The organism is Vibrio phycocola (genome assembly GCF_054404255.1).
Genome location: NZ_JBTAMQ010000008.1, coordinates 98975 through 124739, shown reverse-complemented (window position 1 = coordinate 124739; position 25765 = coordinate 98975). Strand labels below are relative to the sequence as shown.

The 25765-nt window shown below is 40.1% G+C and carries 27 protein-coding genes; 23 read left to right on the top strand and 4 right to left on the bottom strand.

The window, feature by feature from the left end:
- Positions 1 to 215 precede the first annotated feature (215 nt).
- From napF to ACXJY6_RS12355, 8 genes are all read left to right on the top strand, one after another.
- Positions 216 to 728, top strand: a complete 513-nt coding sequence (gene napF / locus ACXJY6_RS12390; RefSeq protein WP_458768542.1) for a ferredoxin-type protein NapF — start codon at positions 216 to 218, stop codon at positions 726 to 728.
- Complete coding sequence (locus ACXJY6_RS12385; RefSeq protein ID WP_458768541.1) at positions 725 to 1033, top strand: chaperone NapD; 309 nt, start codon at positions 725 to 727, stop codon at positions 1031 to 1033. Before napF ends, ACXJY6_RS12385 begins: the two co-directional genes overlap by 4 nt.
- 13 nt (positions 1034 to 1046) lie before the next feature.
- A complete protein-coding gene (gene napA / locus ACXJY6_RS12380; protein WP_456049870.1) occupies positions 1047 to 3536 on the top strand; it encodes a periplasmic nitrate reductase subunit alpha in 2490 nt (829 codons plus the stop codon).
- A gap of 102 nt (positions 3537 to 3638) precedes the next feature.
- Positions 3639 to 4049: a nitrate reductase cytochrome c-type subunit gene (locus ACXJY6_RS12375; protein ID WP_456049979.1), complete on the top strand. Its 411-nt coding sequence runs from the start codon at positions 3639 to 3641 to the stop codon at positions 4047 to 4049.
- A gap of 9 nt (positions 4050 to 4058) precedes the next feature.
- Positions 4059 to 4634, top strand: coding sequence for a NapC/NirT family cytochrome c (locus ACXJY6_RS12370; RefSeq protein ID WP_456049869.1), 576 nt, complete (start codon positions 4059 to 4061; stop codon positions 4632 to 4634).
- Positions 4635 to 4643: 9 nt separating this feature from the next.
- The gene (locus ACXJY6_RS12365) at positions 4644 to 4775 is read left to right on the top strand and encodes a TIGR02808 family protein (RefSeq protein ID WP_456049868.1); all 132 of its coding nucleotides are present in this window, start codon (positions 4644 to 4646) and stop codon (positions 4773 to 4775) included.
- A 260-nt stretch (positions 4776 to 5035) separates the two neighbouring features.
- On the top strand, positions 5036 to 5437 hold the full coding sequence (locus ACXJY6_RS12360; protein ID WP_458768540.1) for a hypothetical protein: 402 nt from the start codon (positions 5036 to 5038) through the stop codon (positions 5435 to 5437).
- A gap of 129 nt (positions 5438 to 5566) precedes the next feature.
- Entirely contained in the window at positions 5567 to 5851 is a 285-nt protein-coding gene (locus ACXJY6_RS12355) for a hypothetical protein (RefSeq protein WP_456049866.1), read from the top strand.
- 76 nt (positions 5852 to 5927) lie between these two features.
- On the opposite strand, the gene ACXJY6_RS12350 is transcribed toward ACXJY6_RS12355, so the two are convergent.
- Together ACXJY6_RS12350 and ACXJY6_RS12345 are read right to left on the bottom strand one after the other, a co-directional pair.
- On the bottom strand, positions 5928 to 6479 hold the full coding sequence (locus ACXJY6_RS12350) for a hypothetical protein (protein WP_456049865.1): 552 nt from the start codon (positions 6477 to 6479) through the stop codon (positions 5928 to 5930).
- A 259-nt stretch (positions 6480 to 6738) separates the two neighbouring features.
- Complete coding sequence (locus ACXJY6_RS12345) at positions 6739 to 8280, bottom strand: alanine/glycine:cation symporter family protein (protein WP_458768587.1); 1542 nt, start codon at positions 8278 to 8280, stop codon at positions 6739 to 6741.
- 947 nt (positions 8281 to 9227) lie between these two features.
- Here ACXJY6_RS12345 and ACXJY6_RS12340 point away from each other — a divergent pair.
- The 4 genes from ACXJY6_RS12340 (at position 9228) to ACXJY6_RS12325 (ending at position 13005) form a co-directional block, all read left to right on the top strand.
- The gene (locus tag ACXJY6_RS12340) at positions 9228 to 9815 is read left to right on the top strand and encodes a histidine phosphatase family protein (RefSeq protein WP_458768539.1); all 588 of its coding nucleotides are present in this window, start codon (positions 9228 to 9230) and stop codon (positions 9813 to 9815) included.
- Positions 9816 to 10191: 376 nt separating this feature from the next.
- On the top strand, positions 10192 to 11631 hold the full coding sequence (locus tag ACXJY6_RS12335; RefSeq protein ID WP_458768538.1) for a glyceraldehyde-3-phosphate dehydrogenase: 1440 nt from the start codon (positions 10192 to 10194) through the stop codon (positions 11629 to 11631).
- 187 nt (positions 11632 to 11818) lie between these two features.
- Positions 11819 to 12388 carry a histidine phosphatase family protein gene (locus tag ACXJY6_RS12330; protein WP_458768537.1) on the top strand — a complete coding sequence of 190 codons (570 nt, stop codon included), beginning with the start codon at positions 11819 to 11821 and terminating at the stop codon, positions 12386 to 12388.
- 140 nt (positions 12389 to 12528) lie between these two features.
- Positions 12529 to 13005 (top strand): GNAT family N-acetyltransferase, encoded by a 477-nt coding sequence (locus ACXJY6_RS12325; protein WP_456049861.1) that lies wholly within the window; start codon positions 12529 to 12531, stop codon positions 13003 to 13005.
- Positions 13006 to 13080: 75 nt separating this feature from the next.
- On the opposite strand, the gene ACXJY6_RS12320 is transcribed toward ACXJY6_RS12325, so the two are convergent.
- Positions 13081 to 13893 carry a Cof-type HAD-IIB family hydrolase gene (locus ACXJY6_RS12320; protein ID WP_456049860.1) on the bottom strand — a complete coding sequence of 271 codons (813 nt, stop codon included), beginning with the start codon at positions 13891 to 13893 and terminating at the stop codon, positions 13081 to 13083.
- Positions 13894 to 14031: 138 nt separating this feature from the next.
- The gene (locus ACXJY6_RS12315) at positions 14032 to 15228 is read right to left on the bottom strand and encodes a tetratricopeptide repeat protein (RefSeq protein ID WP_458768536.1); all 1197 of its coding nucleotides are present in this window, start codon (positions 15226 to 15228) and stop codon (positions 14032 to 14034) included.
- A gap of 184 nt (positions 15229 to 15412) precedes the next feature.
- Between ACXJY6_RS12315 and ACXJY6_RS12310 the strand changes: the two genes are divergently transcribed.
- The 11 genes from ACXJY6_RS12310 to ACXJY6_RS12260 all read left to right on the top strand — a co-directional run bounded on the left by ACXJY6_RS12310 (position 15413) and on the right by ACXJY6_RS12260 (position 25688).
- Positions 15413 to 16132, top strand: coding sequence for an HAD family hydrolase (locus tag ACXJY6_RS12310; RefSeq protein WP_458768535.1), 720 nt, complete (start codon positions 15413 to 15415; stop codon positions 16130 to 16132).
- Between the two features lie 31 nt (positions 16133 to 16163).
- Positions 16164 to 16295 carry a GFA family protein gene (locus ACXJY6_RS12305; RefSeq protein ID WP_458768534.1) on the top strand — a complete coding sequence of 44 codons (132 nt, stop codon included), beginning with the start codon at positions 16164 to 16166 and terminating at the stop codon, positions 16293 to 16295.
- Positions 16283 to 17107: an aminoglycoside phosphotransferase family protein gene (locus ACXJY6_RS12300; protein ID WP_458768533.1), complete on the top strand. Its 825-nt coding sequence runs from the start codon at positions 16283 to 16285 to the stop codon at positions 17105 to 17107. Before ACXJY6_RS12305 ends, ACXJY6_RS12300 begins: the two co-directional genes overlap by 13 nt.
- Positions 17108 to 17144: 37 nt before the next feature.
- A complete protein-coding gene (locus ACXJY6_RS12295) occupies positions 17145 to 17645 on the top strand; it encodes a GNAT family N-acetyltransferase (RefSeq protein WP_458768532.1) in 501 nt (166 codons plus the stop codon).
- A 248-nt stretch (positions 17646 to 17893) separates the two neighbouring features.
- Positions 17894 to 18805 (top strand): siderophore ABC transporter substrate-binding protein, encoded by a 912-nt coding sequence (locus tag ACXJY6_RS12290; protein ID WP_458768531.1) that lies wholly within the window; start codon positions 17894 to 17896, stop codon positions 18803 to 18805.
- A 29-nt stretch (positions 18806 to 18834) separates the two neighbouring features.
- Complete coding sequence (gene vctD, locus ACXJY6_RS12285) at positions 18835 to 19773, top strand: iron chelate uptake ABC transporter permease subunit VctD (protein ID WP_456049853.1); 939 nt, start codon at positions 18835 to 18837, stop codon at positions 19771 to 19773.
- Positions 19763 to 20713, top strand: coding sequence for an iron chelate uptake ABC transporter family permease subunit (locus tag ACXJY6_RS12280; protein WP_458768530.1), 951 nt, complete (start codon positions 19763 to 19765; stop codon positions 20711 to 20713). Before vctD ends, ACXJY6_RS12280 begins: the two co-directional genes overlap by 11 nt.
- A 5-nt stretch (positions 20714 to 20718) precedes the next feature.
- A complete protein-coding gene (gene vctC / locus ACXJY6_RS12275; protein ID WP_456049851.1) occupies positions 20719 to 21474 on the top strand; it encodes an iron chelate ABC transporter ATP-binding protein VctC in 756 nt (251 codons plus the stop codon).
- A gap of 112 nt (positions 21475 to 21586) precedes the next feature.
- Positions 21587 to 22282, top strand: a complete 696-nt coding sequence (locus ACXJY6_RS12270) for a response regulator transcription factor (RefSeq protein WP_458768529.1) — start codon at positions 21587 to 21589, stop codon at positions 22280 to 22282.
- Complete coding sequence (locus ACXJY6_RS12265) at positions 22279 to 23625, top strand: histidine kinase sensor domain-containing protein (RefSeq protein WP_458768528.1); 1347 nt, start codon at positions 22279 to 22281, stop codon at positions 23623 to 23625. Before ACXJY6_RS12270 ends, ACXJY6_RS12265 begins: the two co-directional genes overlap by 4 nt.
- Positions 23626 to 23735: 110 nt before the next feature.
- Positions 23736 to 25688, top strand: coding sequence for a TonB-dependent receptor domain-containing protein (locus ACXJY6_RS12260; protein WP_458768527.1), 1953 nt, complete (start codon positions 23736 to 23738; stop codon positions 25686 to 25688).
- Positions 25689 to 25765: the final 77 nt, after the last annotated feature.

Below are 25765 nucleotides of genomic sequence, written 5' to 3'. Positions count from 1 at the left end.
TACATTTCCTCAGCACTAGCTTGTAACATTCTTATGGACGAGCGATATCTGTGAGTATTTATACCGGCCTCAATTTAATTATTAAATAACGTGACACAAATCACCTTTTAAAATTGATCGAAATCAACGGAACATATCCATTACCTCTTTGTGGGTATAGTGTTCTGGCAACTCCCTACCTAGACTTACATCATATTCTGTTTGGTCACGAGATTATGGTCGATTTATCTAAACGAAGATTGTTTCAGCCTCGCGCCCGCGTGACGCCTATATCGTCCAGTGCATTGCCATGGCTTAAAGATCCAGCGAGTTTTACTGACCAATGTACGCGATGTGGTGAATGTATTCCGGCGTGTGAAACTAAGATCATTGTGATTAGTGATGGTGGGTTTCCTCATGTCGAGTTCAATCTAGATGAATGTACCTTTTGTTACCAGTGTGCAGATGCTTGTCCTGAGCCATTATTTTTAAACCGTGAACATCCAGCGTGGCAAGACAAAGCAATAATCGATGCTAAATGTTTGGCAAAAAACAGAGTGGATTGCCGGTGTTGCAATGAGAGTTGCGAACAGGCGGCAATCTCTTTTCATCATGCTGTAGGTGGTCCTGCTACACCAAGTATATCGACTCAATTATGTAATGGTTGCGGTGCGTGCGTCGCGACTTGTCCCAGCCAAAGTATCACCATTTCTATCCCAGCTGATGTTAAAGGGCAGAGTGAAATATGAGCGAATCCAAAGAGTGTCAAATTGCGAGTTTGGTTCTACTGACCACGCCCGGAATGGCAAATGCGGTAGCGAAAACGTTAGAAGAATTTTCGATTGTCGACGTTGTCGCGGTCGATAAAGTAGGCAAATTAATTATTTTATTAGAAACGGAAGACGAAGAGTTACTCCATAAAACGATGGATCAATTACGTATGGTTGAGAATGTACTCAGCGTTGCGTTGGTGTATCACCAGATAGACCGTGGGGAAACCGATAATGAGCAACCTAGCGCTAGCCCAAAAGCAGCACTAGCGAAGCCATATTGAGCGAGGAAGTTCGATGAAAACAACAAGACGAGAATTTATTAAGGCGAATGCCGTAGCATCAGCTGCCGCTATTGCAGGTATCACGTTACCTGCGGGAGCATCGAATTTAATTGCCAGTAGTGATGAAACGGCGATTAAATGGGATAAAGCAGCGTGCCGTTTTTGCGGTACAGGTTGTTCGGTATTAGTTGGGACACAAAATGGCAAGATAGTTGCCACTCAAGGAGATCCTGAAGCGCCGGTAAACAAAGGGCTAAATTGCATCAAAGGGTACTTTTTATCTAAGATAATGTATGGAAAAGACCGTATTGAGCAGCCGCTTCTTCGCATGACCAATGGGAAGTTCGACAAACATGGCGAACTTCAACCAGTATCTTGGGATACGGCATTCGACGTCATGGCCGAAAAATGGAAAGCTTCCTTAAAAGCAAAAGGCCCAACATCGGTGGGAATGTTCGGTTCGGGCCAATGGACGGTAATGGAAGGATATGCTGCTGTTAAGTTAATGAAAGCAGGATTTCGTTCAAACAATATCGATCCAAACGCACGCCACTGTATGGCATCTGCGGTTGGTGCATTTATGCGTACCTTCGGTATCGATGAGCCTATGGGCTGTTACGACGACTTAGAAGCAGCCGATGTGTTTGTTCTTTGGGGATCAAACATGGCAGAAATGCACCCAGTGCTTTGGACTCGATTAACTGACCGTCGTTTAAGTCATCCTCATGTAAAAGTGAACGTACTATCGACTTATGAGCATCGTTGTTTTGAATTAGCGGATCACGGTTATATTTTCAATCCTCAAAGTGATTTGGCTATCGCTAACTATATTGCTAACTACATTATTACTAATGATGCGGTTAACTGGGATTTTGTTAATAAGCATACTCATTTTAAGCAAACAGCAACCGATATTGGTTATGGGTTACGCGACGAGCATCCATTACAGCAACAGGCTGAAAATGCGAACTCGGGTAAAATGACGTCGATAGACTTTGAACAATATAAAGCGTCAGTAGCGCCTTACACCGCAGAAAAAGCGTCAGAAATTTCTGGTGTTTCAGTCGAAAAGCTTGAAATATTGGCGAAGCAATACGCAGATCCAAACCTAAAAGTGATGTCATTGTGGACCATGGGGATGAACCAGCACACTCGTGGTGTATGGATGAACAGTTTGGTTTATAACATCCACCTGCTTACTGGCAAAATTGCAACTCCAGGAAATAGCCCGTTCTCATTGACTGGGCAGCCTTCAGCATGTGGGACTGCGCGCGAAGTTGGGACATTCTCACACCGCTTACCAGCTGATATGGTGGTGGCAAATCCTAAGCACCGTGAATTTGCTGAAAAAGTGTGGAAACTACCTGCAGGTACAATTCCACCAAAACCTGGCTTTCATGCTGTACTACAAGACCGTAAGTTAAATGACGGAGTGTTGAATTGTTATTGGGTTCAATGTAATAACAATATGCAAGCTGGTCCTAACATTAACGGTGAGCGCCTACCGGGCTATCGTAACCCAGAAAACTTTATTGTTGTTTCTGACCCTTATCCAACGGCAACAACCATGGCGGCGGACTTAGTTTTACCAACGGCTATGTGGGTAGAAAAAGAGGGCGCATACGGAAATGCAGAACGCAGAACTCAAGCTTGGTATCAACAAGTTGAGCCAGTAGGCGAGGCTAAATCTGACTTCTGGCAAGTGATTGAGTTCTCGAAACGTTTCGCAGTTGAAGATGTTTGGTCAGAAGAGCTTATCGCGAAGATGCCAGAATATCGTGGTAAGTCGCTATACGACATCCTGTTTGCCAATGGCCAAGTAGACAAATATCCATTATCCGAAGTTCAGGAGCTAAATGATGATGCTCGTCACTTTGGTTTCTACGTTCAGAAAGGACTATTTGAAGAGTACGCGACATTTGGGCGTGGACACGGTCATGATTTAGCGCCATACGATGTCTATCATCAAGTGCGCGGGTTACGTTGGCCTGTTGTGAATGGAAAAGAAACCTTACGTCGATTCAAAGAAGGCTCGGACCCTTATGCGAAACCAGGATCCGGTTGGGATTTCTACGGCAAACCAGATGGGAAAGCGTTCATCATTTCTGCACCGTACGAAGCACCACCAGAAGTGCCAAATGAAGAGTTTGATATGTGGCTATGTACCGGCCGTGTACTTGAGCACTGGCACACTGGAACAATGACCCGCCGTGTTCCTGAGCTCTATAAAGCGTATCCAGATGCGTTATGTTTTATTCACCCTGAGGATGCGAAAGCCAAAGGTTTACGCCGTGGTGATGAAGTTAAAATTGAGAACAAACGTGGTGAAATTCGAGTTCGAATCGAAACGCGTGGACGTAATAAGCCACCAAAAGGTTTGATTTTTATTCCGTTTTTCGACGCGAGAATTTTGGTGAACAAGTTGATTCTAGACGCGACAGATCCGCTATCGAAGCAAACGGATTATAAAAAGTGTCCCGTTAAAATCACCAAAATCAGTTAATTTTCTAGGAGAACGATTATGAAGCCACTATTTATCGTATGTTGTGCCCTAGTCAGTTTACTGGGCGCATCACTGACTGTTAGTCATGCTGAAACCACGACTATGGATGATGAGTTCGTCATCAGTAGCGAAACGGCAGGGACGGACATTGTTTCATCACTAAGAGGCCATACTGCACTCGAAGCTACTCGAGCAGCAGATGACATGAAAAAATACCCTAGGGAACAAGTACTGGAGAGTGAGTTTGTATTTCAACCACCTTTAGTACCGCACTCGATTCGTAACTATGAAATATCGTTAAATGCAAATAAGTGTTTAGCGTGTCATAGCTGGAAAAATGCAGATGAAATGAACGCAACCAAGATTAGTGTTACGCACTTTGTAAATCGCGAAGATGCTGTACTATCGGATGTGTCTCCACGTCGCTATTTCTGTACTCAGTGTCACGTACCACAAGCAGAAGCCAAACCATTGGTGGAAAATACTTTTGAACGCGTAGATTCTTTGCGTTAAGGGGCTGAAATGAAACTAATAAAAACGTTTTGGCGACGCTTAACCCGACCAAGTGCAGCAGCTGTGGGTGTTGTTTTGTTAATGGGTTTTGTGGGCGGTTTACTGTTCTGGGGGGCGTTTAATACTGGAATGGAAGTGACTAACTCAGAAGAGTTTTGTTCTGGCTGTCATGCGCCGATTGTTGCAGAAATTCAGGATACGATTCACTATTCTAACCGCTCCGGAGTTAGAGCCATTTGTTCTAATTGCCATGTTCCTCATGATTGGTCAGATAAGATCGTGCGTAAGGTTCAGGCGTCAAAAGAGCTTGTTGCGCATATGATGGGAACGATTGATACCACAGAAAAATTTGAAGCGAGGCGAGCCCACTTGGCAGAACGAGAGTGGGCGAGGATGAAGGGTAACGACTCCTTAGAGTGTCGGAACTGTCATGAATTCGACTTTATGGACTTTTCTGAGCAAAGCAAAACAGCATCGTATCAACATTCGACTGCGCTGGCATCAGGAGAGAAGACCTGTGTTGACTGTCATAAAGGTATCGCACATAAACTGCCTGATATGAAAGACATTGAAGGTTGGCAATAGGAGTTTACTATGAGTGCATTAGAATCATTTGTCTGGCACCTACTTGGATACAGCGCTATGCCTGTGATCATTTTATCGGGCTTCTTAATTGTAGCGATGATCTGCGTTTGGTTACTATCAATTACCAAAGACAGTGAATAATAAAATCGACAACTCACTGGTATAGAACTTAAATTTGATACTACCGATAAAGCGACCAGCAATGGTCGCTTTTTTAGTTTCGAGAAAGGTGAATATATTGCTCCGAAAACGTGCGTTACGAGTTTAATTAATAAAAAAAGTATGAGATGTTATGCGATATAAATTGACGAGTTGCATAAGAGATATATCACCGATGAAAAAGTTTTTTATTATTGCAGGGATCGTATTTACCATACTGCTGGCTGTTGCGACGGTAGCTGTTGGCCTGTTGGCCTGTTGGCCTGTTGGTCCATAAAGGTAGCGCGCTCGATGAAGAAAGCCAAAAATATGTAAATACCGTTACACCAGAAGTGTTGTCGAGTCTGGATAAAGAAACCTTGTTTCTATTTGCCGATCGAGAGTTAATCAATTCAGCGACATCTGATGAGTTCGATAAGTTGTTCCGTAAATTCAGAGAGCTTGGCACGCTTCGTAGTTTTAATCCAAGCATTGGCGAAGCTAATATAAATTTTAATGACTCAAATATGACAATCACCGGTAGTTATGTGATGAAAGCAGAATTTGAAAATGGCGAAGCGATGATTAAAGTGACCGTGATAAAACGTGGTGACGAATGGAAAGTAATCGGATTCTATATCGACTCACCTATATATCTGAATTGACGTCGTTCTGAATTAAATACCGAGCGTTCAAAATCGATAGTGGTATCACGAACTGCGCTAAGCAATTGTGTTAAAAGTGAAAAAAATACTGCTATGCTGAATCATCAGCCGAATAACTTAGGAACGAATATGAACTTGGATAAAGCCAGAAAACGCATCGCAAAGCAGGTGAAAAAAGGTATTAAAGGGTACCCTCAAATTGCTATTTCTTACTTTGGGGATAATTTAGATACTGCAACGGAAGTACTTGTTCAATTTACACTTGAAGAAGGCTCTGAAGCTCAAGAGCAGCGGTTTTCTAGTGAAACCGATGCGCGTGAGAATGAGGTAATTCAATCAGCTTTGGTCAAAATAATTGATCGCGCAGATGCGAAGTCAGTGATTGAAATTGAAGGTGTTGCCTTAAAATCATAATGTCCGAAACTCAACCTATTGTGTGATTTGAGAGGGAAGGTTCTTTAATAGTAAAATGAACTTTCCATTTTCCAGATTAAGTACGGTAGTCTTTTACGCCAATTTTTAAAAAGTTAGCGAGCAATTGAGCATCGTCTAGTAATTGTTGTTCATTGTTGTGATTCAATACGTTGATTCTGCGCCCATGCTTTGTAAGTAAGTTCAGCTCATAACACTGATAACTAAGTGCGTGCTTGGCTTCAATTGTTTTGTTGTTAATGTGCAAAGACATGATATTAGCAAGTTTTACATCACGATCTCTTCGGTTATGGAAGATTCCTAACTCTTTATCAAAGCGGGCTAAACGCAAGAAAGGACGAATAAGCGATATGCCAAAAGTCGCAATTGCAACCCCAAACCCTCCTAGAAAAATAACCAGATCATATTTATTTGAAACAACGAGTAAATATCCAGCAAGTCCCATCAAGAAAGCTCCAACGACTATATAGACAATGCAAAAAAGCATAGAGCTAATGGTTGGCTTTAAAGAGGCGACATTGCCGTTGACCACAATGACATGAGAAAGAAACTTTGGACCGTTTTTTAGTAGCGGACGACTTAAATCAATAGATAGATAATTGGTTTTCATCACATGTGCCTTATTTGTGTGAGTTAGTTACATTAGAGCATGTAAAATTATGACGGTCAGAGTTCAATCGCAAAAACGTACAATTAGAATATTCTTTGAGACTAGTGTTATTAAGTATAGTACGTTTAATGGCCACATGATTACGTCATTAAAATATACCGATATAACTAATTGAAAGTGAGTTATCTTGAGGAAGCGTGTAAAAAAATAGGCTGCCGAAATAGTGTTCGGCAGCCTAATTAACTAAAATATTTTAGCTCTATTTCTCGTAAGTCTTAATTTCACCAGATTTGATACGAGCAATGAAAGAATGTAATTCTTTTTTAACTACTGGCATCAAGAAGTAAAGTCCGATGATGTTAAAGATAGACATAGCGAAGATGGCTGCATCAGAGAAGTCAATTACCGCACCAAATTTAATGGTCGCGCCAACAACAACAAAGAAACAGAACATCAGTTTGAATACCAATTCAGTTGTTTTGCCTTCACCGAACAGATAAGTCCAAGATTTCAAGCCGTAGTATGACCAAGAAATCATTGTTGAAAATGCAAATAGCACAACCGCTAACGCTAATAGATATTTAAAGATACCAGCAGTTTCAGTGAATGATGCTGCAGTTAGGGTTACACCAGTTAAACCTGAACCATCAAATGGAGCAACGTTTAGACCAGCGATAGTGATAACTAGAGCTGTCATTGTACAAATCACAACAGTATCAATGAATGGTTCAAGTAGTGATACTAGACCTTCAGTAATTGGCTCTTTTGTTTTAACAGCAGAGTGAGCAATTGCTGCTGAACCAACACCAGCTTCGTTAGAGAAGGTTGCACGTTTCAAACCTTGAATCAATGCACCGATAATACCACCAGCAACACCTGCACCAGTGAAAGCACCTTCGAAGATAGCGCTGAATGCTGCACCCACTTGACCAATATTAGAAATAATAACGATCAGTGACATACCAACATATAAAACGGCCATCCAAGGAACAACACGCTCAGTTACCGAAGCAATTGAAGGCATACCACCAACAATTACAGAGAATACCAATGAAGCTAAAACGATACCGGTAATGATTCCGTATTCGCTTGGAACATCAAACGCGTACGTTAACATTGCGTGAGCTTGGTTTGCTTGGAACATATTACCGCCGCCCAATGAACCCAAGATACACATTAATGCAAATCCAATCGCCAGAGCTTTACCTAAGCCACCTAATCCTTTCTCAGCTAAGCCTTGGCTAAGGTAATACATTGGACCACCAGAAATAGCGCCCGAAGGTAATACAGTTCTGTATTTAACACCTAATGTACACTCACAGAATTTTGATGCCATTCCCAATAGACCACACATGATCATCCAGAAAGTTGCACCTGGACCACCAATGGCCAATGCTGCACCAACACCTGCAATATTACCAAGACCAACAGTACCCGAAAGCGCCGTTGTTAATGCTTGGAAGTGAGATACTTCACCATGATCTTTTGAATTAGGATCGGTGTATTTACCTTTGATGATATTGATTGCAAGTCCAATACGTTTAAATTGAATAAATCCAAAATAAATCGTGAAGATAAGAGCTGCGATTAGCAACCAACCAACAATTAGAGGAAAACTAGCTTCACCAACAGGAACACTCTTAAAGATTAAGCCTACAAACCAACCTGTATAGTCGTTAAAAAAGCCATCAACAGAGTTACTAACGCCTTCAACAAATTGCTTAAAGCCACCTGTTTCTTCTGCCAACGCATTCGTACTAAAAAATGCGAGAAGGAGAAGCATAAAGTTTCGGAGTTTCATCATATGTATGTCCTTATATACTGTTCCGTTATCGAGTTACATTGTGGATAAAATATATTACTCGATAGTTTTAATTAATTCTTTTTTTAATAAAGGTAAATATTAATAGTTAACTTAAGCAAGTAACGTATTTCGCTGAAATAATCGTCAATTTTAACGTAAATCTCTGACTCTTGAATGAAATAAAAGTGAATTTCACGGTGTAATCGAAGTTTATCAGCTTAATTAACTTGCTAGTGAAAGTAGATTACCCTTAGTGTTACGCAGTTGTAAAGTTCTAATTAAAGGTAGATGTCTCATTATTGATTATTGCCCATTAATTAACTAAAAAGTATATAGCGTAGAAAACGGAAGGGCTTTAATCTTCTGATGTAAGTTAATATTTAACAATTTGATTTTATTGAAATTAAATTTAAAATAAGTGTGTAGGTGAATATTGAAAATAAAAACTGCTAAGTAAAATTTCTAATCTCGAATGATCTCGAAATTCTTTTATTAATGAATGCTAATTTAATGAAAAATAACAGCTCATATTTTTCCATTTGCCACAATATATAGTTAATGCATGAGTAGATAGATTTACCAATAATTAAGGAGGTTCCTAATATTTAAACTGGGATGCGTAGAAGAAGCTTGCACTATAATTGGTAAACATCGCACCAACTTGATGCGCATAAATGTCGAAGAGTTTAATAGTTATATTCTAAGTACATTTGCTTAACACTGCAGTTGAATATTCTCGGACGAATTTTCAGCGAACAAGTGTTACTCTTAAATAACAATATCCTAAGAACTACTATGGGTTAAAAATAAATAAAACCCTTATGTAGGAGAGGGTTAGATAATCATTTGTTTATAAATTATACGTATTAATCATCGGCAGGAAAGTAGCTGAAATAATACAACTAGAATAGTATGATGCCATCAAATGATCGGATGGAGCGACTATGATTGTCTTAATAAGACATGGCCAAACAGAATGGAACAAGTTGAAAAAGTTTCAAGGTTGGCATAATTCTAACTTAACAGACTTAGGCAAAACTCAAGCATTAACTGTCGCCAAAAAGCTGAGGCATATTGTTGGTGGATCTAAAGTCACGCTAGTTTCCAGTCCGTTAGGAAGAGCGATGGAAACCGCCCAAATTATTTCATATGAACTGGGATTAGAGCAGGATAAAATCCCAACAACCCCTTTATTAAGGGAATGTTCTTTTGGAGAGTGGACAGGAATGACACCCGAAGAAATTGAAAGGAAATACCAAGAAGAATGGCAAAGGCGAAGCAAGGATAAGTGGAACTATGTGATTTCTGGTGGGGAAAGTTATTCTATGGTCGCTCAACGAGCCGATAGATGGCTAAATTCAATAGTTAATGATGATGACACCATTACGATGGTGGTGAGTCATGAGGTCATTGGCAAAATGATTCGCGGAACATACCTAAAGCTAGATGCAGAGCAAAGCATCAGAAAAAGCCAAAATAATAATGAAATCGTTGTGTTGGACAATGGAAAAGAGCACAAGATTAGCGTTTAAGCAAAATTGGTTTAATGTCTAACATCAAGATATCAAAATAGATCACACCTAAAACTTGGCCTCTTTAATATGGCTGAATGCCCAAACTCAGCCATCGACTTTATTGCGAACTTTACACCTTGCCTTATCTAAAGTTCGTTTCAATTAGTACCAGTCAAGATGATCTACCTACGGAACATATGTGTCTAACTACTTCCGAGCGTATTTACAACCAATCATTTCACTACGCCTGATTAATATGAAACTTATTTTTCCTAGCAGAATAACACCTTAGCCCTTACAATCTCATTACATAAAAATAACATAGATACACTTACTCAAAACCTCGACTCACACCCTACATGTGTTGTCGTCCTGATCCAAAGGCCCAATACCAATGAATTCAGAAAAACACCTATTAAATTGGCAAAATAGCCAAACCATAGCTGAAACGATTACCCCAATGATTCGCCAACTTTATCGTCAAAAAGGCGTTGAAGTTGTCTTATTTGGTAAGACGCAGGTCAACGCCTATGTCATTGATATCATCAAATCACACCGTCTTGGTCGGCACTACACTGGTACGCCGCTTTCTCTTGAACAGACATCTCCAATTGTTAAAGCACTCACTGAGATGGACGATCTTTCGTCGTGCAAAGTCGATGTCGGTCAGCTGGCTCTTCAATATTGGCGAGACCACCAGGACGAAGCGGGTATTGCCGATTTTCTACAATCGGTTTTACGTGATGCACTTAATGGTGAAACGGTTGTTGAGCCTCAAGACGTCGTTTTATATGGTTTCGGACGAATTGGACGACTTCTTACGCGTTTACTTATTGAAAAATCAGGCCCTGGGTATCCACTTCGCCTAAAAGCAATTGTGGTGCGTGGTGGTAAAGATGGAGACTTGGAAAAGCGCGCTAGTTTGTTACGCCGAGATTCTGTTCACGGTCAGTTTAATGGCAGCATCATCGTTGACCAAGAAAATAAAGCGATCATTGTTAATGGTAATTATATTCAGATTATTTACGCTAATAAGCCGCAAGACGTCAATTATGCTCAATATGGTATCAATAACGCGCTGGTCGTCGATAATACGGGTGTATGGCGTGACACAGAAGGTTTGAGCCAACATGTCGCTTGTGAGGGCGCAGAAAAAGTGCTGCTAACGGCACCAGGAAAAGGCGATATAAAAAATGTCGTATTTGGTGTCAACGAAAGTGTTATTCACCCAGACGATACGATTATTTCTGCTGCAAGTTGTACAACAAATGCAATTACACCGGTGCTTAAGGTTATTAATGATAAATACGGTGTAACGTCGGGTCACATTGAGACAATTCACTCATTTACAAATGATCAAAATCTAATCGATAATTTTCACTCTGGTGACCGACGTGGTCGCAGTGCTTCGCTTAATATGGTTCTTACCTCAACGGGGGCGGCAACGGCAGTAGCAAAAGCACTGCCTGTTCTTGAAGGTAAGTTAACGGGTAACTCTATCCGTGTTCCAACTCCGAATGTATCCATGGCAGTTGCGAATCTAAATCTTGAAAAGGCCACCGATAAAGCAGAATTAAATGCTTACCTTCGTGAAATGGCACTAAATTCGCCTTTATCGGCACAAATTGACTACACAGATTCAACTGAGGTTGTTTCAAGCGACCTCGTGGGGTCTCGTTATGCCGGTGTGGTCGATGGTGTTGCAACGATAGCTCAAGATAATCGATGTGTTCTCTATATCTGGTATGACAATGAATTTGGCTATAGCTGTCAGGTAGTTCAGTGTATGGAGCAAATGATGGACGTGCGTTACAAAACGTATCCTGTGAACTAGTTATCTCGAACTATCTCAATTGTTCCTTATTCTTAATACCCATAGCTGAATCCTTGGTTATGGGTATTATCAAGCCTAAATGAGAACAATTGTTTCTAGAACGCGCATATTCAGTTTATAGTAAACTATTGAATATACGGTTACATACATTTGGGTGCCGGAAACGTCACACAAACAAGGTCAGACGATGACAAAATTAATTTTTGTAAGGCATGCGCAATCAGACTCTTCGGTAAAAGATGATTTAACAAGACCTTTAACAGAGTCTGGAATAGCGGCTGCCAAAAAAATTCCAGAATTATTCATAGATACTCACATAGATCACTTCTACTGCAGTCCATATATTCGCTCGATGAATACTATTCAATACTTAGCTGACCAATGTAGTAAACATATAATTACTTGCTTCGATTTAAGAGAACGAAAAATAGGGACGTGGGTTGACGATTTTGATGAATACGCACAAAAGCAATGGCATGATTTTGATTATAAGGTTGAGAATGGCGAATCGTTAAATGAAGTGCAGCGACGGAATATCAATCAAGTAAATAAGATCTTGGAGTGCAATCAGAATAAAAATATCGTTATTGGAACACACGGTACCGCATTGTGCACCATTCTGAATCACTACGATGCTGACTATAACTTTGAGTATTTTCAGTCTATTGTTAAGAAAATGCCGTTATTTATTGAGTTAGAATTCGATGGCTTGTCACTTATTTCAATAAGAGAATGCCACAAACAGATCGTTTGGTAAGTATTTTATAAAAGCTACATTACTAGGCTTTAACCAGTAGATTGAATTATGATAATCAAATAGCGATAAACTTTACGGGATTGAGTGGCATTTTATCTATATCTACATACACTTTAATAACACCCTCAATAAGTTAAAGTATGAATACGTATATGATACGCCATGCAACCGCAGATGATTTATCTAGTCTCCATAAGCTGATGTTTGAACTACACAACGAACATCATCAAGCTGAGCCCGATCATTTCAAATCCGCAAATCAAGTCATGGCGGAAAAAGACATTAAACAATATATAGATGCGCCCGATGCCTTTGTCTTTGTTTCCGTTTTTGAGCAAGGTGTTGTGGGTTTTGCTACCGGGCACTTTGGTGAATTTGAGTCTTCAATTAGTCAACCTGTAATGATGGGCAGTATTGATGAACTCTACGTGTATCCAGAGTCACGAAATCATGGGATTGGTTCTGATTTATTAACACGCTGCGCGCAAGAATTTGAAGACTACGGGGTAAAACAAGTAATGGTTGAAGTGTGGGACTTTAACCAAGTCGCGATAAAATTGTACCGCTCACTTGGTTATCAAGCGCATATTCACTGTTTGAGGAAGATATTGGACTAAAGCAATTGTTGATAACTCTAATCCGTATTTCTTTCTCTGCCCGTTAAAGCGTGGTTAGTAAATGAGTATGAGATATTAAATATTGGTTAAAGCGAACTTTTCAATAGCGTGTGCAACACCATCTTCTATATTTGAAAGAGTCACATAATCCGCCAATGCTTTGGTTTCATCGGTGCCGTTGGCCATTGCTACGCCAAGACCGGCGAATTGAAGCATATGATGATCGTTTCCCGCATCACCCATACATATTACCTCTTCAGAAGTTACACCAAGATGATTGGCAATCATTTCAATGCCAACGCCTTTATTGCATTGAGGATTTAGAAACTCTAAAAACCACGGTGCACTTTGAACAACCATAAATTCATCATAAAGTTCTTGCGGTACTTGTTTGATAGCGGCATCTAATTGGTCTTTTTCATCGATCAGCATGACTTTGGTGATAAGATGATCGTCTTCGAGCGTTTCGAAATCTACAACGTTAATGTCACATCCAACAAGCTCAGCTTCGAGTTCGGTGTAGCGACTAATCTTCGGCGTAATTAACCCCAACACTTGGCTGTGAGCATGAACATTCACACCTAGCTGTTTACCTAGGCGAGCCACTTTCTTTGCCGCTTTGCCATCAATAATCTTCTCGCTTATGATTTCACCATTACCTACTTTTTCAACTACTGCACCATTGAAGTGACAGACATAGTCATCATCGTCGCGAATGTTAAGTTCGTCTAGAAATGCTTGCATACCAATACGAGGACGTCCGGACGCTAATACGATTTTAATACCTTGAGCTTTAGCTAATGCGATAACTTCTTTATTGCGAGGAGAAATTTTGTGTTGATTATTTAGCAAAGTCCCGTCTAAATCTAACGCGATGATCTTGTACATAATTGACCTGTGATGGAAGTATTTATACTGAAAGTAAAACAAGCACATAGGCTAGTACTAATGCTCATCAATTACCAGCGTTTAATGGGCATTATAGAGCTGCATTGTGTCACTTAAATGAAGCTATATTTGAAATGATCAGTCTCCGGAATAACCGATTTCATGATACGCATCTTCGAGGTTCATATCGGTTTTATCTGGGAATTCAGACTTGATCTGCAGAAGGGGTTTCATCGAATACAACATATATTCAAAGTCGAGCGATATCGCTTCTTTAAATAAAGGATAAGCTATTTCGGGATGTCCAAGGTTGCGATAAACATCGGCTAAACTGTGTAACGTCCAAGCACTAGGCCCAGCAACGTTTAAGTAATTCACTAATGGCTCTAAAGCTTCATCCCATCTGCCTAGTTCTAGCGCACATTTTCCCAGTGTGGCTTGTATTAGATCATAACGAGCTTCTTTCGCAGCTAACTTGGCATGATGGTAACATTGTTCCCATTGACCATTATAATGGTAGATTCCGGCGAAGGAATTTTGAATTAAATATGAAGGGTGATCTTTGTAAGGCGCCAGTGCAAGTAATGCATCTTCAGAGCTATATTCGGTTAATGGAACATATAGTTTGTCATAGATTATATAACCATCGAGATGTGCAAAGTCAGTCATATTGAGCCTAAAGTTGGGTCTCAAATTATCGATGGTTTTCTCCATTATTTCATAACTTCCACCCCATCTTGGCGTACGTGATCGGAGAACACGCCCTGCTAGAGTGAGATTATCTTTTTTGTACTTTAGTGCTTGCTGAAACGTAGCCTCGATAAATTGTTTACTCTCTTCTCCAGAGTAGTTCATAGCGATACCGATTAACTCTTGATAAGCGATAAGTAAACTGGGATCTTTTTCCAAGGCTAAGTTCAAATATTGATTTGAAATGTTGTACATGTCATTCATTTGTTTTAGATCACTCGCACTGACTGAACTTATCCATTTATTACCACGAGCTTGACTAGCGAGATCGGCGTAGTAAATACCTAAGTTAAGCAGCCGATACGCTGAGTGTGATCCCGAAGCTTCCAATAATGAAATCGTTTCCTTTAACCAATCTTCCTTTAAATCTCGTTTGTAGTAAGTTTGATAAAAGGCAGTTTTAAATAAGTGCGAGTCTATTTTACCTTCGATGAACTGTTCATTTGCTTGATTTTGAAGTTGTTCTAATTGTATAAAATCGTGATTCTTATACAAAGTGCGATACAAACCTATCTCGACGGATGCGTATAAATGCATAGACGAGAACACACACATGAACGTGATTAAGGAAACCATTCTTTTCATAAATCTACTTACCATCCATTTTGAATTCTAACGCGCTGAGTTAATGCCGTTCGACTCATAGTAATTCAATACAACATTTCTTATGCAACAATAGATCAATTGAATGTAAATAACGTTAAAATAATTGTGTTAGCTTAGATACTGGCTTTTTTAAATATTAATGCGTTCAAAAGGTATTGGCGTTATGACAATTAAAGCGGTTTATTTTGATTTAGATAATACTTTAGTACATCGTGCTCAAAGCATTGAGAAGTTTTCGCTCGCGTTTATTAAGCGTTATGGTTGCCAACTTGAGACAACGGATGTATCCCAGATATCGTCTTTAATAAAGGTGACTGATAATGGCGGGTATTTACCAACTGAACTACCCAAAGATTGGCATAAAGGGCCGAAGTTGCCGAGGATATCAGACCTTATCGGAATTGAACTTGCAGCAAGCTTGAATTGGATCATACAACCTACTGCCGAGGAACTAACTCAGTTTTGGCAATTGACCTTTCCACAATGCGCTGTAGAAATGCCTGGTGCTAAAGAACTTTTACTGCACCTTGATGAAAAAGGTTATTTTATTGGAATCATTTCAAATGGTGCGCAAGCATCAAGAGCAGGGCATTTAGCAGCGACTTCATTTGCTCCTCTAGTTCAACAAATGGTCAGTTCCGAGGCGTTTGGTTTAAAGAAACCGCACCGCGATATTTTCATTCAAGCGATATCAAAGCAAGGTTTTAGACCTCAAGAATGCGTTTTCATCGGTGATCATCCAGTTAATGATTATCAAGGAGCGTTGTCAGCAGGGATGAACGCAATTTTGCTACTTGGTTTTCATACCATCACAGATCATTCTGAATATCCATATAGTATTCAACACTTATCAGAAGCCGTTGACCTAGTCGCTACGTTTTAAAAATATTGAACTTAATTTATATAGAGAGAGAATGAATATGAAGTATACGGGAAGTTGTCACTGTGGCGCGGTAACGTTTAGGTTTGATGGTGATGAAATAACTAAAGGGCTGCGTTGCAATTGTTCAATATGCATTAAAAAAGGATCGCTATGGAAGAATTAACTGGCGGCAGAGTAGGGCAAGTATTTTTTTCCGATGATAAGGTGATTCGCCCTAGTGGAAGTTGGTCTCAGACGGTTCATGCTTTACTTGATTATTTAAGGTCTCATAATTTTAATGCGGCTCCTATTTCGTTTGGTTTCGATGAACGTAAAAATGAAATCCTCTCGTTTGTCACTGGGGAAGTTTGCAACTATCCATTAAATGATGCGTTTTCCTCTGATGAAGCTTTACAAAGTGCTGCGAGGTTACTTCGTCAGTATCATGATGTAACTGTGGGTTTTGTCGAAACAACGCGTGATGAGCATTTTAATTGGATGCTACCGGCAAGAGAGCCCCAAGAAGTGATTTGCCATGGTGATTTTGCTCCCTACAATGTGGCAATCAAGGACAAAAGAGTCGTGGGGGTCTTCGATTTTGATACCGCACACCCCGCACCGAGAATTTGGGACATTGCTTATGCGATATATTCCTGGGCCCCATTTAAAACCAATCCCGACGATAGACTTGGAGATATTGTTCAACAGTCCAATCGTGCGAAACAGTTTTGCGATGCATACGGTTTATCGGGCGTTGCACGCGTGCAACTTGTGGATACGATGGTCACCCGAATAGAAACACTTACTAACTTTATGCAAACTGAAGCTAACAACGGAAATGAGACGTTTATCGCTAATCTTAAAGATGGCCATCATTTATCGTATCACGCCGACATGGAATATATAGAACGACATAGACACATTATTACGGATCGCGTTACCGCTCCAAGTATCTCCAGTCACGCCACTTTAAGACCAAGTGCGTCTGACTCCTAGTAAACTAGCACAATCTAACTCAGCAGGTATATTCACCGTGGAATTTTATGTAAGACAGGTAACTGAAAACGATGCTGAAAGTATTTCAACATTACTTAATCCTATTATTGAAGAAGGTCGATACACTGTACTCGACACAACTTACACGCCAGAAGAAGAGAAGGAATTCATTCGTCAGTTTCCAATGCAGGGGATATTCAGCGTTGCGATCGCCGAAGACAATTTAAACGTGGCAGGCTTTCAGAATGTCGAGCCTTTTGCTGCGTACACCAGAGCCTTCGATCATGTGGGCATTATTGGCACTTTTGTCGACAGTCAATATCGTGGAAAAGGGCTCGCCAAGCTCTTATTTATTGAAACCTTTAAACAAGCGAAGCTAAAAGGTTACGAAAAATTATTTGCCTATGTTCGTGGCGACAATGAAAGAGCATTAAATGTCTATTTGAAGCAAGGATTTGAAATTGTTGGCGTCGCAAAAAAACATGCCAAGATTAAAGGTGAGTATATCGATGAAGTGATGATTGAAAAGTGGCTTTAAGACTACACTAATGAACTGATAACCTATCAATTTCCCCAAACAACATGACTTGTGATATCAACTAAACGCTTTAGTATCATGAGTCACTCATCCATTCTTGATATATAAATCAATAACTTCTTAGATTTAACGGATAAAGTACTTTTGCTCTCATCGTCGCAATAGTTGATTGATGTATTTGAACCATATGATGTATAGTTACGAAACTAAATAATAATCATTACTATTAACATCAGTGGAGTAACCCAATGCGCACCAAAACTAGCCTCTTTATTATTGGTATGATGACCTCTTTTTTTTCATTTGCTGAGCCAATAACGGTGACGCATCAATTGGGTAGTGTCACATTAGATAGCGAGCCTAAGCGTGTCGTCGTCATTGGTGTTGGAGTTCTGGATACTCTCGATAGATTTGGGATCGAACCTGTTGCAGTGACAAAGGAAGTGACTTTCCCTGATTATCTCAACAAATATAAAGATGATAAATATGTGTCAACCGGTAGCCTATTTGAACCTGATTTTGAAACGATTTATTCACAAAAACCAGATGTGATTATTATAGGGTTACGCAGTACGCCGCATTATGATGAGCTCAGTAAAATTGCGCCTACTATTGTGTTTGGCACAGAGGAAAACCAAAGTTATTGGACGAGCACGAAAAAACAGTGGAGAACAATTGGCAAGGCGTTCAATGTGAAACAGAAGGTAGAGCAAGAAATAGAGGCGTTAGACAAGGAGTTTAAGGAAATATCAGCCTACAACCAAACCCACGCCATGGATGCATTAACTGTTATGAGTTCAGGTGGCAATATTACCGCATTTGGCGCTCAATCACGGTTTGGTACCATTTACCAAGATTTTGGTTTTAAACCTACTGTATCTATTGATAAAACCGCGACGCACGGTGATCTTATTTCGTATGAGTTCATTAACACGGCGAACCCGTCTACCTTATTGGTGGTTGACCGAGATGTGTTAGTGAATAAAGGAAAGAGCACTACTCACGAAGATTTTGAAAATGATCTCATAAAAGCCACTAAAGCTTATAAAAATGGGCACATGACCTTTCTTAATTTGAACGCTTGGTATTTGGCTATTGCTGGAGTCACTGCGACAGAAATCATGATTAGCGATATAAAAGCTTCGATTGGCTTAGAGTAAGTATTTGACGCCAGTCGGAGAAAGTATTTTTGAAGTTGTTAGTTATTGGTCTTGTGATCTTGAGTTTCCTATCGCTATTTATTGGCGTGGGAAATTTAAGTTTTCTCTCGCTCATCAATCAAAACGAACATGCATGGGAGCTACTTGTATATAGCCGAATCCCTAGGCTACTGGCAATTTTACTTGCTGGGGGCGGTCTTAGCATTGCTGGTCTTATTATGCAGCAGATCAGTCAAAATAGATTTGCTGCACCTTCGACATCGGGAACAATAGAGTCGGCTATGCTCGGTTATGTGTTGAGTTTAATCGTATTTGGCAATGGTGATAACGTCATCGTAATATTCTCTACGGCGATGCTCGGAACTTTTATTTTTATTCAGTTTATCCAGCGAATTCAATTTAAAAATGCCATTTTTGTCCCCTTAATCGGCATCATATTTGGTAACGTGGTCCAGTCACTGGCCACGTTTATTGCCTATAAATATGATGTTGTCCAAAATCTATCGGGATGGGGCGTCGCAAATTTTGCGGATATTCTCCAAGGAGAGTTTGAATTACTGTATATCGCTATTCCAATCGGTATCTGCGGCTACCTTTATGCGACACGCATTTCCGCTGTGGGTATGGGGAAGGATTTTGCAGTCAATTTAGGACTGAACTATCAACAGGTTCTGATTTTGGGTGTGTTATTGGTTTCTGTAATGTCAGCGTCGGTCGTGATGATAGTGGGGCAACTTCCGTTTCTCGGCCTGATCGTTCCAAATTTAGTTAGTCATTATTTTGGTGATAACTTAAGGCGTAATATTCCGCTAACCGCGCTACTTGGTGCCCTCGTGGTTCTATTCTGTGATATGGCCAGTCGTTTGATTATTTTCCCTTACGAAGTACCGATTTCAATCATCATTAGCATTATCGGTGGGTTTATCTTTATTACGTTGATCTTGCGAGGTCAACGAGATGAAAACTAGTACTGTTTTAAAGATTTTGCTTTTCGTGAGTATCATCTTTGTTTCGTTATTTATTTGTGTTGGTTTAACTGCTGATAATTATGAATATTTTTTATCGAGGAGAATACCAAAAGTACTCGCAATCATTTTAGCGGGTGGAGCGATTGCACAATCATCTCTCGCATTTCAAACCATTACCAACAACCGTATATTAACGCCAAGTATTATGGGGTTTGATGCGCTTTATTTGCTGATTCAAGTTGTCGTTGTCGTGGTATTTGGCGCAATGAGTGCCTTGGTTATGAATGACTATATGAACTTCGCGATCTCGGTCAGTATTATGATTGGATTTTCGTTAATGTTGTTCTCATTTTACTTCCGAGGTTCAAGGCTAAACTTGATTGCATTGCTACTTTTAGGTGTCATTTTTGGTCAGTTATTCTCGAACATAGCTGACTTCTTTATCATGCTGATGGACCCTAATAATTTCGCCTCTGTTCAATCCAATATGTTCGCAAGTTTTAATAACGTTAACGTTGGTCTTGTGTACGTTTGTGCTCCAGTCTTAGCCGTAACGAGTTGGGGGCTATATCGTCTACATGCTCAACTCGATGTTTTTTGGCTAGACAGAGATAACGCAATTAGCTTAGGGGTTGATGTGAAGAAAGTTACAATTCAAGTGCTCGCTTTATCATCTGTCATGATTGCTATCTCAACCGCTTTGGTCGGTCCGATTTTGTTCTTTGGTATTTTAGTGACTAACTTAACACGCGAGATTTTTAACACGTATCAACACCGGATACTACTCGTCGGATGCGCATTGCTAGCTGTCACCTCATTACTAAGTGGTCAATGGGTGGTCGAAAACATATTTAACTTTTCGACCACCTTAAGTGTCGTGATCAATCTTATTGGTGGGATTTATTTCCTAACAATATTGCTTAGAAATAAAATGGTTTAACATCGATGATCAAATTAGAAAAACTCTCTAAAATGTTTTCAGATAACACCGTTGTTGATAACGCAAGTGTCGAGTTTGAACGTGGCAAAGTGACATCAATAATAGGTCCAAATGGAGCAGGTAAGAGTACATTATTGTCCATGGCGAGCCGGCTTTTAAAAAAAGACAGTGGTTTGGTATATGTGGATTCACGAGAAATATCAGAATGGGACAGTAAAGAACTCGCTAAGAAACTCGCTGTTTTACGGCAATCGAATACGGTCAATATGCGTTTTACTGTCAATGAAATGGTGTCCTTTGGTCGCTTTCCCTATTCTCAAGGCAACTTAACTGAAGAAGACAATCGAATTATCGATGACGCCATTCACTACCTCAACTTAACCTCAATTCAAAATAAGTATCTAGACCAATTGAGTGGTGGTCAGCGCCAGTTGGCTTACATCGCAATGGTGATTGCCCAAAATACGGATTATATATTTCTCGATGAGCCGTTGAACAATCTCGATATTAAACACTCACTGCAGATCATGCGAACGGTTCAGAAACTTGCACATGAGAAGAACAAAGCGATGGTTGTTGTCATCCATGACATTAATTTTGCCGCTTGCTATTCAGATACCATCATTGCAATGAAGCGTGGTAAGGTCGTCGCAAATGGAAGTGTGGATGACGTTATTCAAAGTAATGTGTTAGAAGGAATCTACGAAACGCCCTTTAATATCGTTAATGTCGAAGGCAAACGCATGTGTACATATTATTGATTCAATAGTTGGCCAACTAAGTACGTCCATTCCATTTGTTATTCTACTTTAAACCTCGTAAACTCTGCTAACGATAATAATAATGATTATCGTTAGCAATTTGGAGTCTACGATGCCGCAAATTATTCCCAGTATTTTGATTGTGGAAGATGATCTATCTTTAAATAAACAAATCTCAGAAATTCTTACTGAAAAGGGATTTTCGGTTGAGCAGTGTTTTGATGGTGAATCAGGACTAGAGTTGGCATTGAGTACCAAGTTCGACCTTATTTTGCTCGATGTATTGTTGCCAAAATTAGATGGCTTTTCTGTATTGAAACGCTTACGTAATAGTCGTTCTACTCCAGTGATGATGATAACAGCGTGTGGAGCGGAAGAAGAGCGTATTCAAGGGTTTAGTAAAGGAGCCGACGATTATTTACCCAAGCCATTTAATATTGTTGAACTTATGCTCCGTATAAATGCATTGTTGAGAAGAACAATGCAAAGCCAAAATAAACTAATCAAGGCTTCCCAGCTTCAAATCGACCTGTTCACGCTAGATCGAAGTAACTTAAGTGTTATTTATGATGGATACGAACTAACGTTTACTACGATTGAATTTAATTTACTTTGGACATTATTAGAAAACCAAGGCGAGGTACTAAGTAAACCTTATTTATATCAGGCGGTACTCGAACGAGAGTTTAGTGCTTACGATCGCAGCTTAGATATGCATTTAAGCCGAATCCGTCGCAAACTTGTCGCGAGTGGTATGTTTTCTGATCGTTTGAAAACGGTTCACGGCAAAGGTTACTGCTTTTCATGAAAACAACATTTTTCTGGTTACTATCAAGCTCGATTATTCTAGTGACCATTGCTCTGATTTCACTAATGAACTATTTGATTGATGAAACCGAATTAAACATGAGTTTCATTAAACAAGAGCACCAACAAGAGCTACTCAATTACGGCTTAGAGGCAGAGAAGTTGTACTTAAGTGGTGACACACGTAAGTTAGAACAATGGTTAATTGACCTTCAAGAAAAAGAGTCGACATGGATAGCGATAGTGCAGTCGAGTCTTGATCCCATTTTGGGGACAGAGATGGATCCAAAATACATGAGCTCATTTGTGTTAGGTCGGGGAGTCACTTGGAAGGTACACCTTTACTTTGATTTGAACCCAGTGATGGATCTTCCGTTTGTTGATAAAAACACCCATTTTTTAATTCGCCTGCCTGAAAGAATGCGCCCTGGAGCGTATTGGAAGCACACCGATCTGTTACTCAAATTAGCAGTTCCATTATTACCGTTATTGCTTTTAACGCTCCTTATCTATCGCTATCTAATGTCACCGTTACAGCGACTAAAAGTCGCGACAAAAAAATTCAGTGAAGGGGATTTGAAGGCTCGAGTTCGACCCAGTTTAGGTCATCGAAATGATGAACTTACTGAGTTAGCTGATGTGTTTGACCAGATGGCAAACAACACCAGTGATCTCATTATTAAACAGCGCCAGTTGATAGCAGACCTCTCTCATGAGCTCAGGACGCCTATTACTCGGATGGAGCTAGCGATCGGAGGTGCAAAGCAAGGTATCGCTCAAACCGAACTTATCCCGAGACTTGAAAAAGAAGCAAGAGAGCTGCGAACATTAGTTGAAGACACCTTAACCTTAGCATGGCTTGAAAATGAAAAACCGAGTTTACAAGGCGAGGAGTTTAACTTAATTGAGTTAATTGAAATCATTCTTGAAGATGCAAAGTTTGAATTTCCAAATGCACAATTTATCACTCAATTTCCAAAAAATGATCAGAAGATTAATTGTAATCAACGAGCACTAGGTCAAGCATTAGAAAACCTGATTAGAAATGCTCTGAAATACTCACCAATTGAAAAACCAATCACAATAGCGGTTGAAGATAACAGTTCGAACTTAGTCATTAAAATTAATGATCTAGGGAAGGGCGTGCCTGAAGAGTTGTTAGAAAGTATTTTTCAGCCATTTTTCCGTGTGGATAAATCACGTGATAAACGTTCGGACGGGTTTGGCTTAGGGTTGGCATTAGCACGTCGACAGGTTGAAGCGATGTCCGGCCGTTTAAAGGCTAGAAATAGTTGTCCGGGATTAGAAATGAACATATCACTTCCTTATTCCTATCTCAAATAATGATAATACGTCTCATTTGTAAAAGATGTAACAATCCTTTATTTCACGCTCAGATCAGCGAAAATAGGTAATGAGAATAGTTATCATTATTATAGAGAGTTAAAAAAGATATGGAAATTAACAATTGGTGCAAACCTAGCATCATTTCAATCGCAGTCGCATCGGCACTATTTAGCCCTATTTTGACTGCACAGGAGCAAGAAGCTGACGTAGAAACATTGACTGTAACAGGTCAGCAACAGTCTGCACTTGATATCTCCATCAACCAAGATGCATTGGCAAAAATGCAAGCTAACGATCTTAGCGACGTGTTTGATAATGAACCAGAAGTTGCTGTTGGTGGCACAGGTGTAGCGGAAAAAATTTATGTGCGTGGTCTAGAAGACACAATGCTAAATGTGTCGATCGATGGGGCAACGCAATCGGGCTATCTTTTTCACCACCAAGGTCGAATCTCAGTTGAGCCAGAATTGCTAAAAGAAGCAAACGTTCAAGCTGGTGCTGGTAATGCATTAAGTGGTCCTGGTGCGCTCGGTGGTGCCATTAAGTTTGTGACTAAAGATCCTCAGGATATGCTTCGTGGCGATGAAACATTCGGCGCTCTAGTTAAAGGTGGCTATTATTCGAATAGCAATGGGTATAAAGCCAGTGTTAGCCTGTATGGTCAGGTTAACGACAATTGGAGCGCGCTTGCTACCGTGATTCAAACGGCTGCTGATGATTACAAAGATGGCGAAGGTAATGACGATACTAACAGCGAATACGATCAACAATCAGGCTTTGTTAAATTGGTTGGTGAGTTCGACGACAATCAACGAGTCAGTGTAAGCCATGATCGTCGTGTTGATGACGGTGATAGACTACAACGCGGCAACTGGGCCCCAAGTATTATTAATGAAGTCATTCCTCAGGAAGCCTTACGCCAAACAACGACCGTTAAATACGCGATTAACCCTTCCTCTAACCAGTTGGTAGACCTAGAAACCAGTGCTTACTACACCGACAATAACTTCATGCAAGAAGGTTCTTTCGGCGACTACCAAGGTGGTGTTGAATCCTTTGGGTTGGATATTCGTAATACCAGTATTATCGAAAACAAGGTCTTCACTTATGGTATCGACTACCGCAATGACGTTGCGAGCCTAAACAATAATTCTGACCCGACTTATGATACGAATGAAGATAAAGGTGACGTCTTAGGTTTGTACATTCAGAGCAACATACAACTTGCACAAGAATGGCAACTAAACTTAGGTACACGTTACGATATATATAAGTTAACAGATACTGCTGATCAAGAGTTCGAGCACAAAGGCTTTAGTCCAAATGCAAGTGTCGTGTTTACGCCATCTGAGGCTTTAAATCTAACGTTGGGTTATTCACAAGTGATGCGTGGTATTCAAACCAAAGAAACGTATGTACTGGATTACTACCAAAATGCTGAAGACAGAAAAGAAGAAACAGCTCGTAACATAGAGTTCGCGGTCGATTATCACTTAAATGACGTTGCACTTTCTGCAACCGTATATCGCGCCACCATAGATGACGTAGTAAGCACCATGGATTTAGCGGGCGGTTCGAGTACTGAGCTAGGTAATGTTGGCGAACTAACGACCGATGGTTTCAGCCTTGCGGCACGCTATAACTGGCAAGCGTTTAACACAAGTTTAAGTTACAACCACAATAAAGCTGAGTTAAATGGTTCACCTTTATCTGATAGCACGTATACGTTAGGAACTTCTACTGGTGACAATATTGTAGCCAAGGTAAGTTATCAAGCTTCAGACAGTGTAGAATTTGGTTGGACAGGTAACTTTGTGACGCGACTTACTGATGTGGCTGAAGGGGAATATGAGAAAGCGGGCTATGGTGTTAACGATATCTATGGTCAATGGTTACCACTAGCAGACGATTCTCTTACGGTAACATTCACAGTTAAAAACGTATTCGATAAACAGTACCGTGACCAAGCAACGTACGGTTATTACCCTGGCTACGAGTACATTTATGGCCCATCAGAACCAGGCCGAGACTTCCGTCTTAACGTAGCGTGGGCACTGTAGATATATGAGTGACAATGTAACCTAATGCTATCATTAGAAAATGAAAGGCTGGCTTTCAGTTACATCAACTTTTTTAA

What these genes read in the sequence shown, in the direction of transcription:
- ACXJY6_RS12375 (WP_456049979.1), top strand. Translation starts at nt 3,639, where the DNA reads ATGGATGATGAGTTCGTCATCAGTAGCGAAACGGCAGGGACGGACATT.
- ACXJY6_RS12325 (WP_456049861.1), top strand. Translation starts at nt 12,529, where the DNA reads ATGAATACGTATATGATACGCCATGCAACCGCAGATGATTTATCTAGT.
- ACXJY6_RS12310 (WP_458768535.1), top strand. Translation starts at nt 15,413, where the DNA reads ATGACAATTAAAGCGGTTTATTTTGATTTAGATAATACTTTAGTACAT.
- ACXJY6_RS12345 (WP_458768587.1), bottom strand. Translation starts at nt 8,280, where the DNA reads ATGAAACTCCGAAACTTTATGCTTCTCCTTCTCGCATTTTTTAGTACG.
- ACXJY6_RS12330 (WP_458768537.1), top strand. Translation starts at nt 11,819, where the DNA reads ATGACAAAATTAATTTTTGTAAGGCATGCGCAATCAGACTCTTCGGTA.
- vctC (WP_456049851.1), top strand. Translation starts at nt 20,719, where the DNA reads ATGATCAAATTAGAAAAACTCTCTAAAATGTTTTCAGATAACACCGTT.
- ACXJY6_RS12340 (WP_458768539.1), top strand. Translation starts at nt 9,228, where the DNA reads ATGATTGTCTTAATAAGACATGGCCAAACAGAATGGAACAAGTTGAAA.
- napA (WP_456049870.1), top strand. Translation starts at nt 1,047, where the DNA reads ATGAAAACAACAAGACGAGAATTTATTAAGGCGAATGCCGTAGCATCA.
- ACXJY6_RS12270 (WP_458768529.1), top strand. Translation starts at nt 21,587, where the DNA reads ATGCCGCAAATTATTCCCAGTATTTTGATTGTGGAAGATGATCTATCT.
- ACXJY6_RS12290 (WP_458768531.1), top strand. Translation starts at nt 17,894, where the DNA reads ATGCGCACCAAAACTAGCCTCTTTATTATTGGTATGATGACCTCTTTT.
- ACXJY6_RS12355 (WP_456049866.1), top strand. Translation starts at nt 5,567, where the DNA reads ATGAACTTGGATAAAGCCAGAAAACGCATCGCAAAGCAGGTGAAAAAA.
- ACXJY6_RS12350 (WP_456049865.1), bottom strand. Translation starts at nt 6,479, where the DNA reads ATGAAAACCAATTATCTATCTATTGATTTAAGTCGTCCGCTACTAAAA.
- ACXJY6_RS12365 (WP_456049868.1), top strand. Translation starts at nt 4,644, where the DNA reads ATGAGTGCATTAGAATCATTTGTCTGGCACCTACTTGGATACAGCGCT.
- ACXJY6_RS12280 (WP_458768530.1), top strand. Translation starts at nt 19,763, where the DNA reads ATGAAAACTAGTACTGTTTTAAAGATTTTGCTTTTCGTGAGTATCATC.
- ACXJY6_RS12305 (WP_458768534.1), top strand. Translation starts at nt 16,164, where the DNA reads ATGAATATGAAGTATACGGGAAGTTGTCACTGTGGCGCGGTAACGTTT.
- ACXJY6_RS12260 (WP_458768527.1), top strand. Translation starts at nt 23,736, where the DNA reads ATGGAAATTAACAATTGGTGCAAACCTAGCATCATTTCAATCGCAGTC.
- ACXJY6_RS12300 (WP_458768533.1), top strand. Translation starts at nt 16,283, where the DNA reads ATGGAAGAATTAACTGGCGGCAGAGTAGGGCAAGTATTTTTTTCCGAT.
- ACXJY6_RS12320 (WP_456049860.1), bottom strand. Translation starts at nt 13,893, where the DNA reads ATGTACAAGATCATCGCGTTAGATTTAGACGGGACTTTGCTAAATAAT.
- ACXJY6_RS12385 (WP_458768541.1), top strand. Translation starts at nt 725, where the DNA reads ATGAGCGAATCCAAAGAGTGTCAAATTGCGAGTTTGGTTCTACTGACC.
- ACXJY6_RS12370 (WP_456049869.1), top strand. Translation starts at nt 4,059, where the DNA reads ATGAAACTAATAAAAACGTTTTGGCGACGCTTAACCCGACCAAGTGCA.
- napF (WP_458768542.1), top strand. Translation starts at nt 216, where the DNA reads ATGGTCGATTTATCTAAACGAAGATTGTTTCAGCCTCGCGCCCGCGTG.
- ACXJY6_RS12335 (WP_458768538.1), top strand. Translation starts at nt 10,192, where the DNA reads ATGAATTCAGAAAAACACCTATTAAATTGGCAAAATAGCCAAACCATA.
- ACXJY6_RS12265 (WP_458768528.1), top strand. Translation starts at nt 22,279, where the DNA reads ATGAAAACAACATTTTTCTGGTTACTATCAAGCTCGATTATTCTAGTG.
- ACXJY6_RS12315 (WP_458768536.1), bottom strand. Translation starts at nt 15,228, where the DNA reads ATGAAAAGAATGGTTTCCTTAATCACGTTCATGTGTGTGTTCTCGTCT.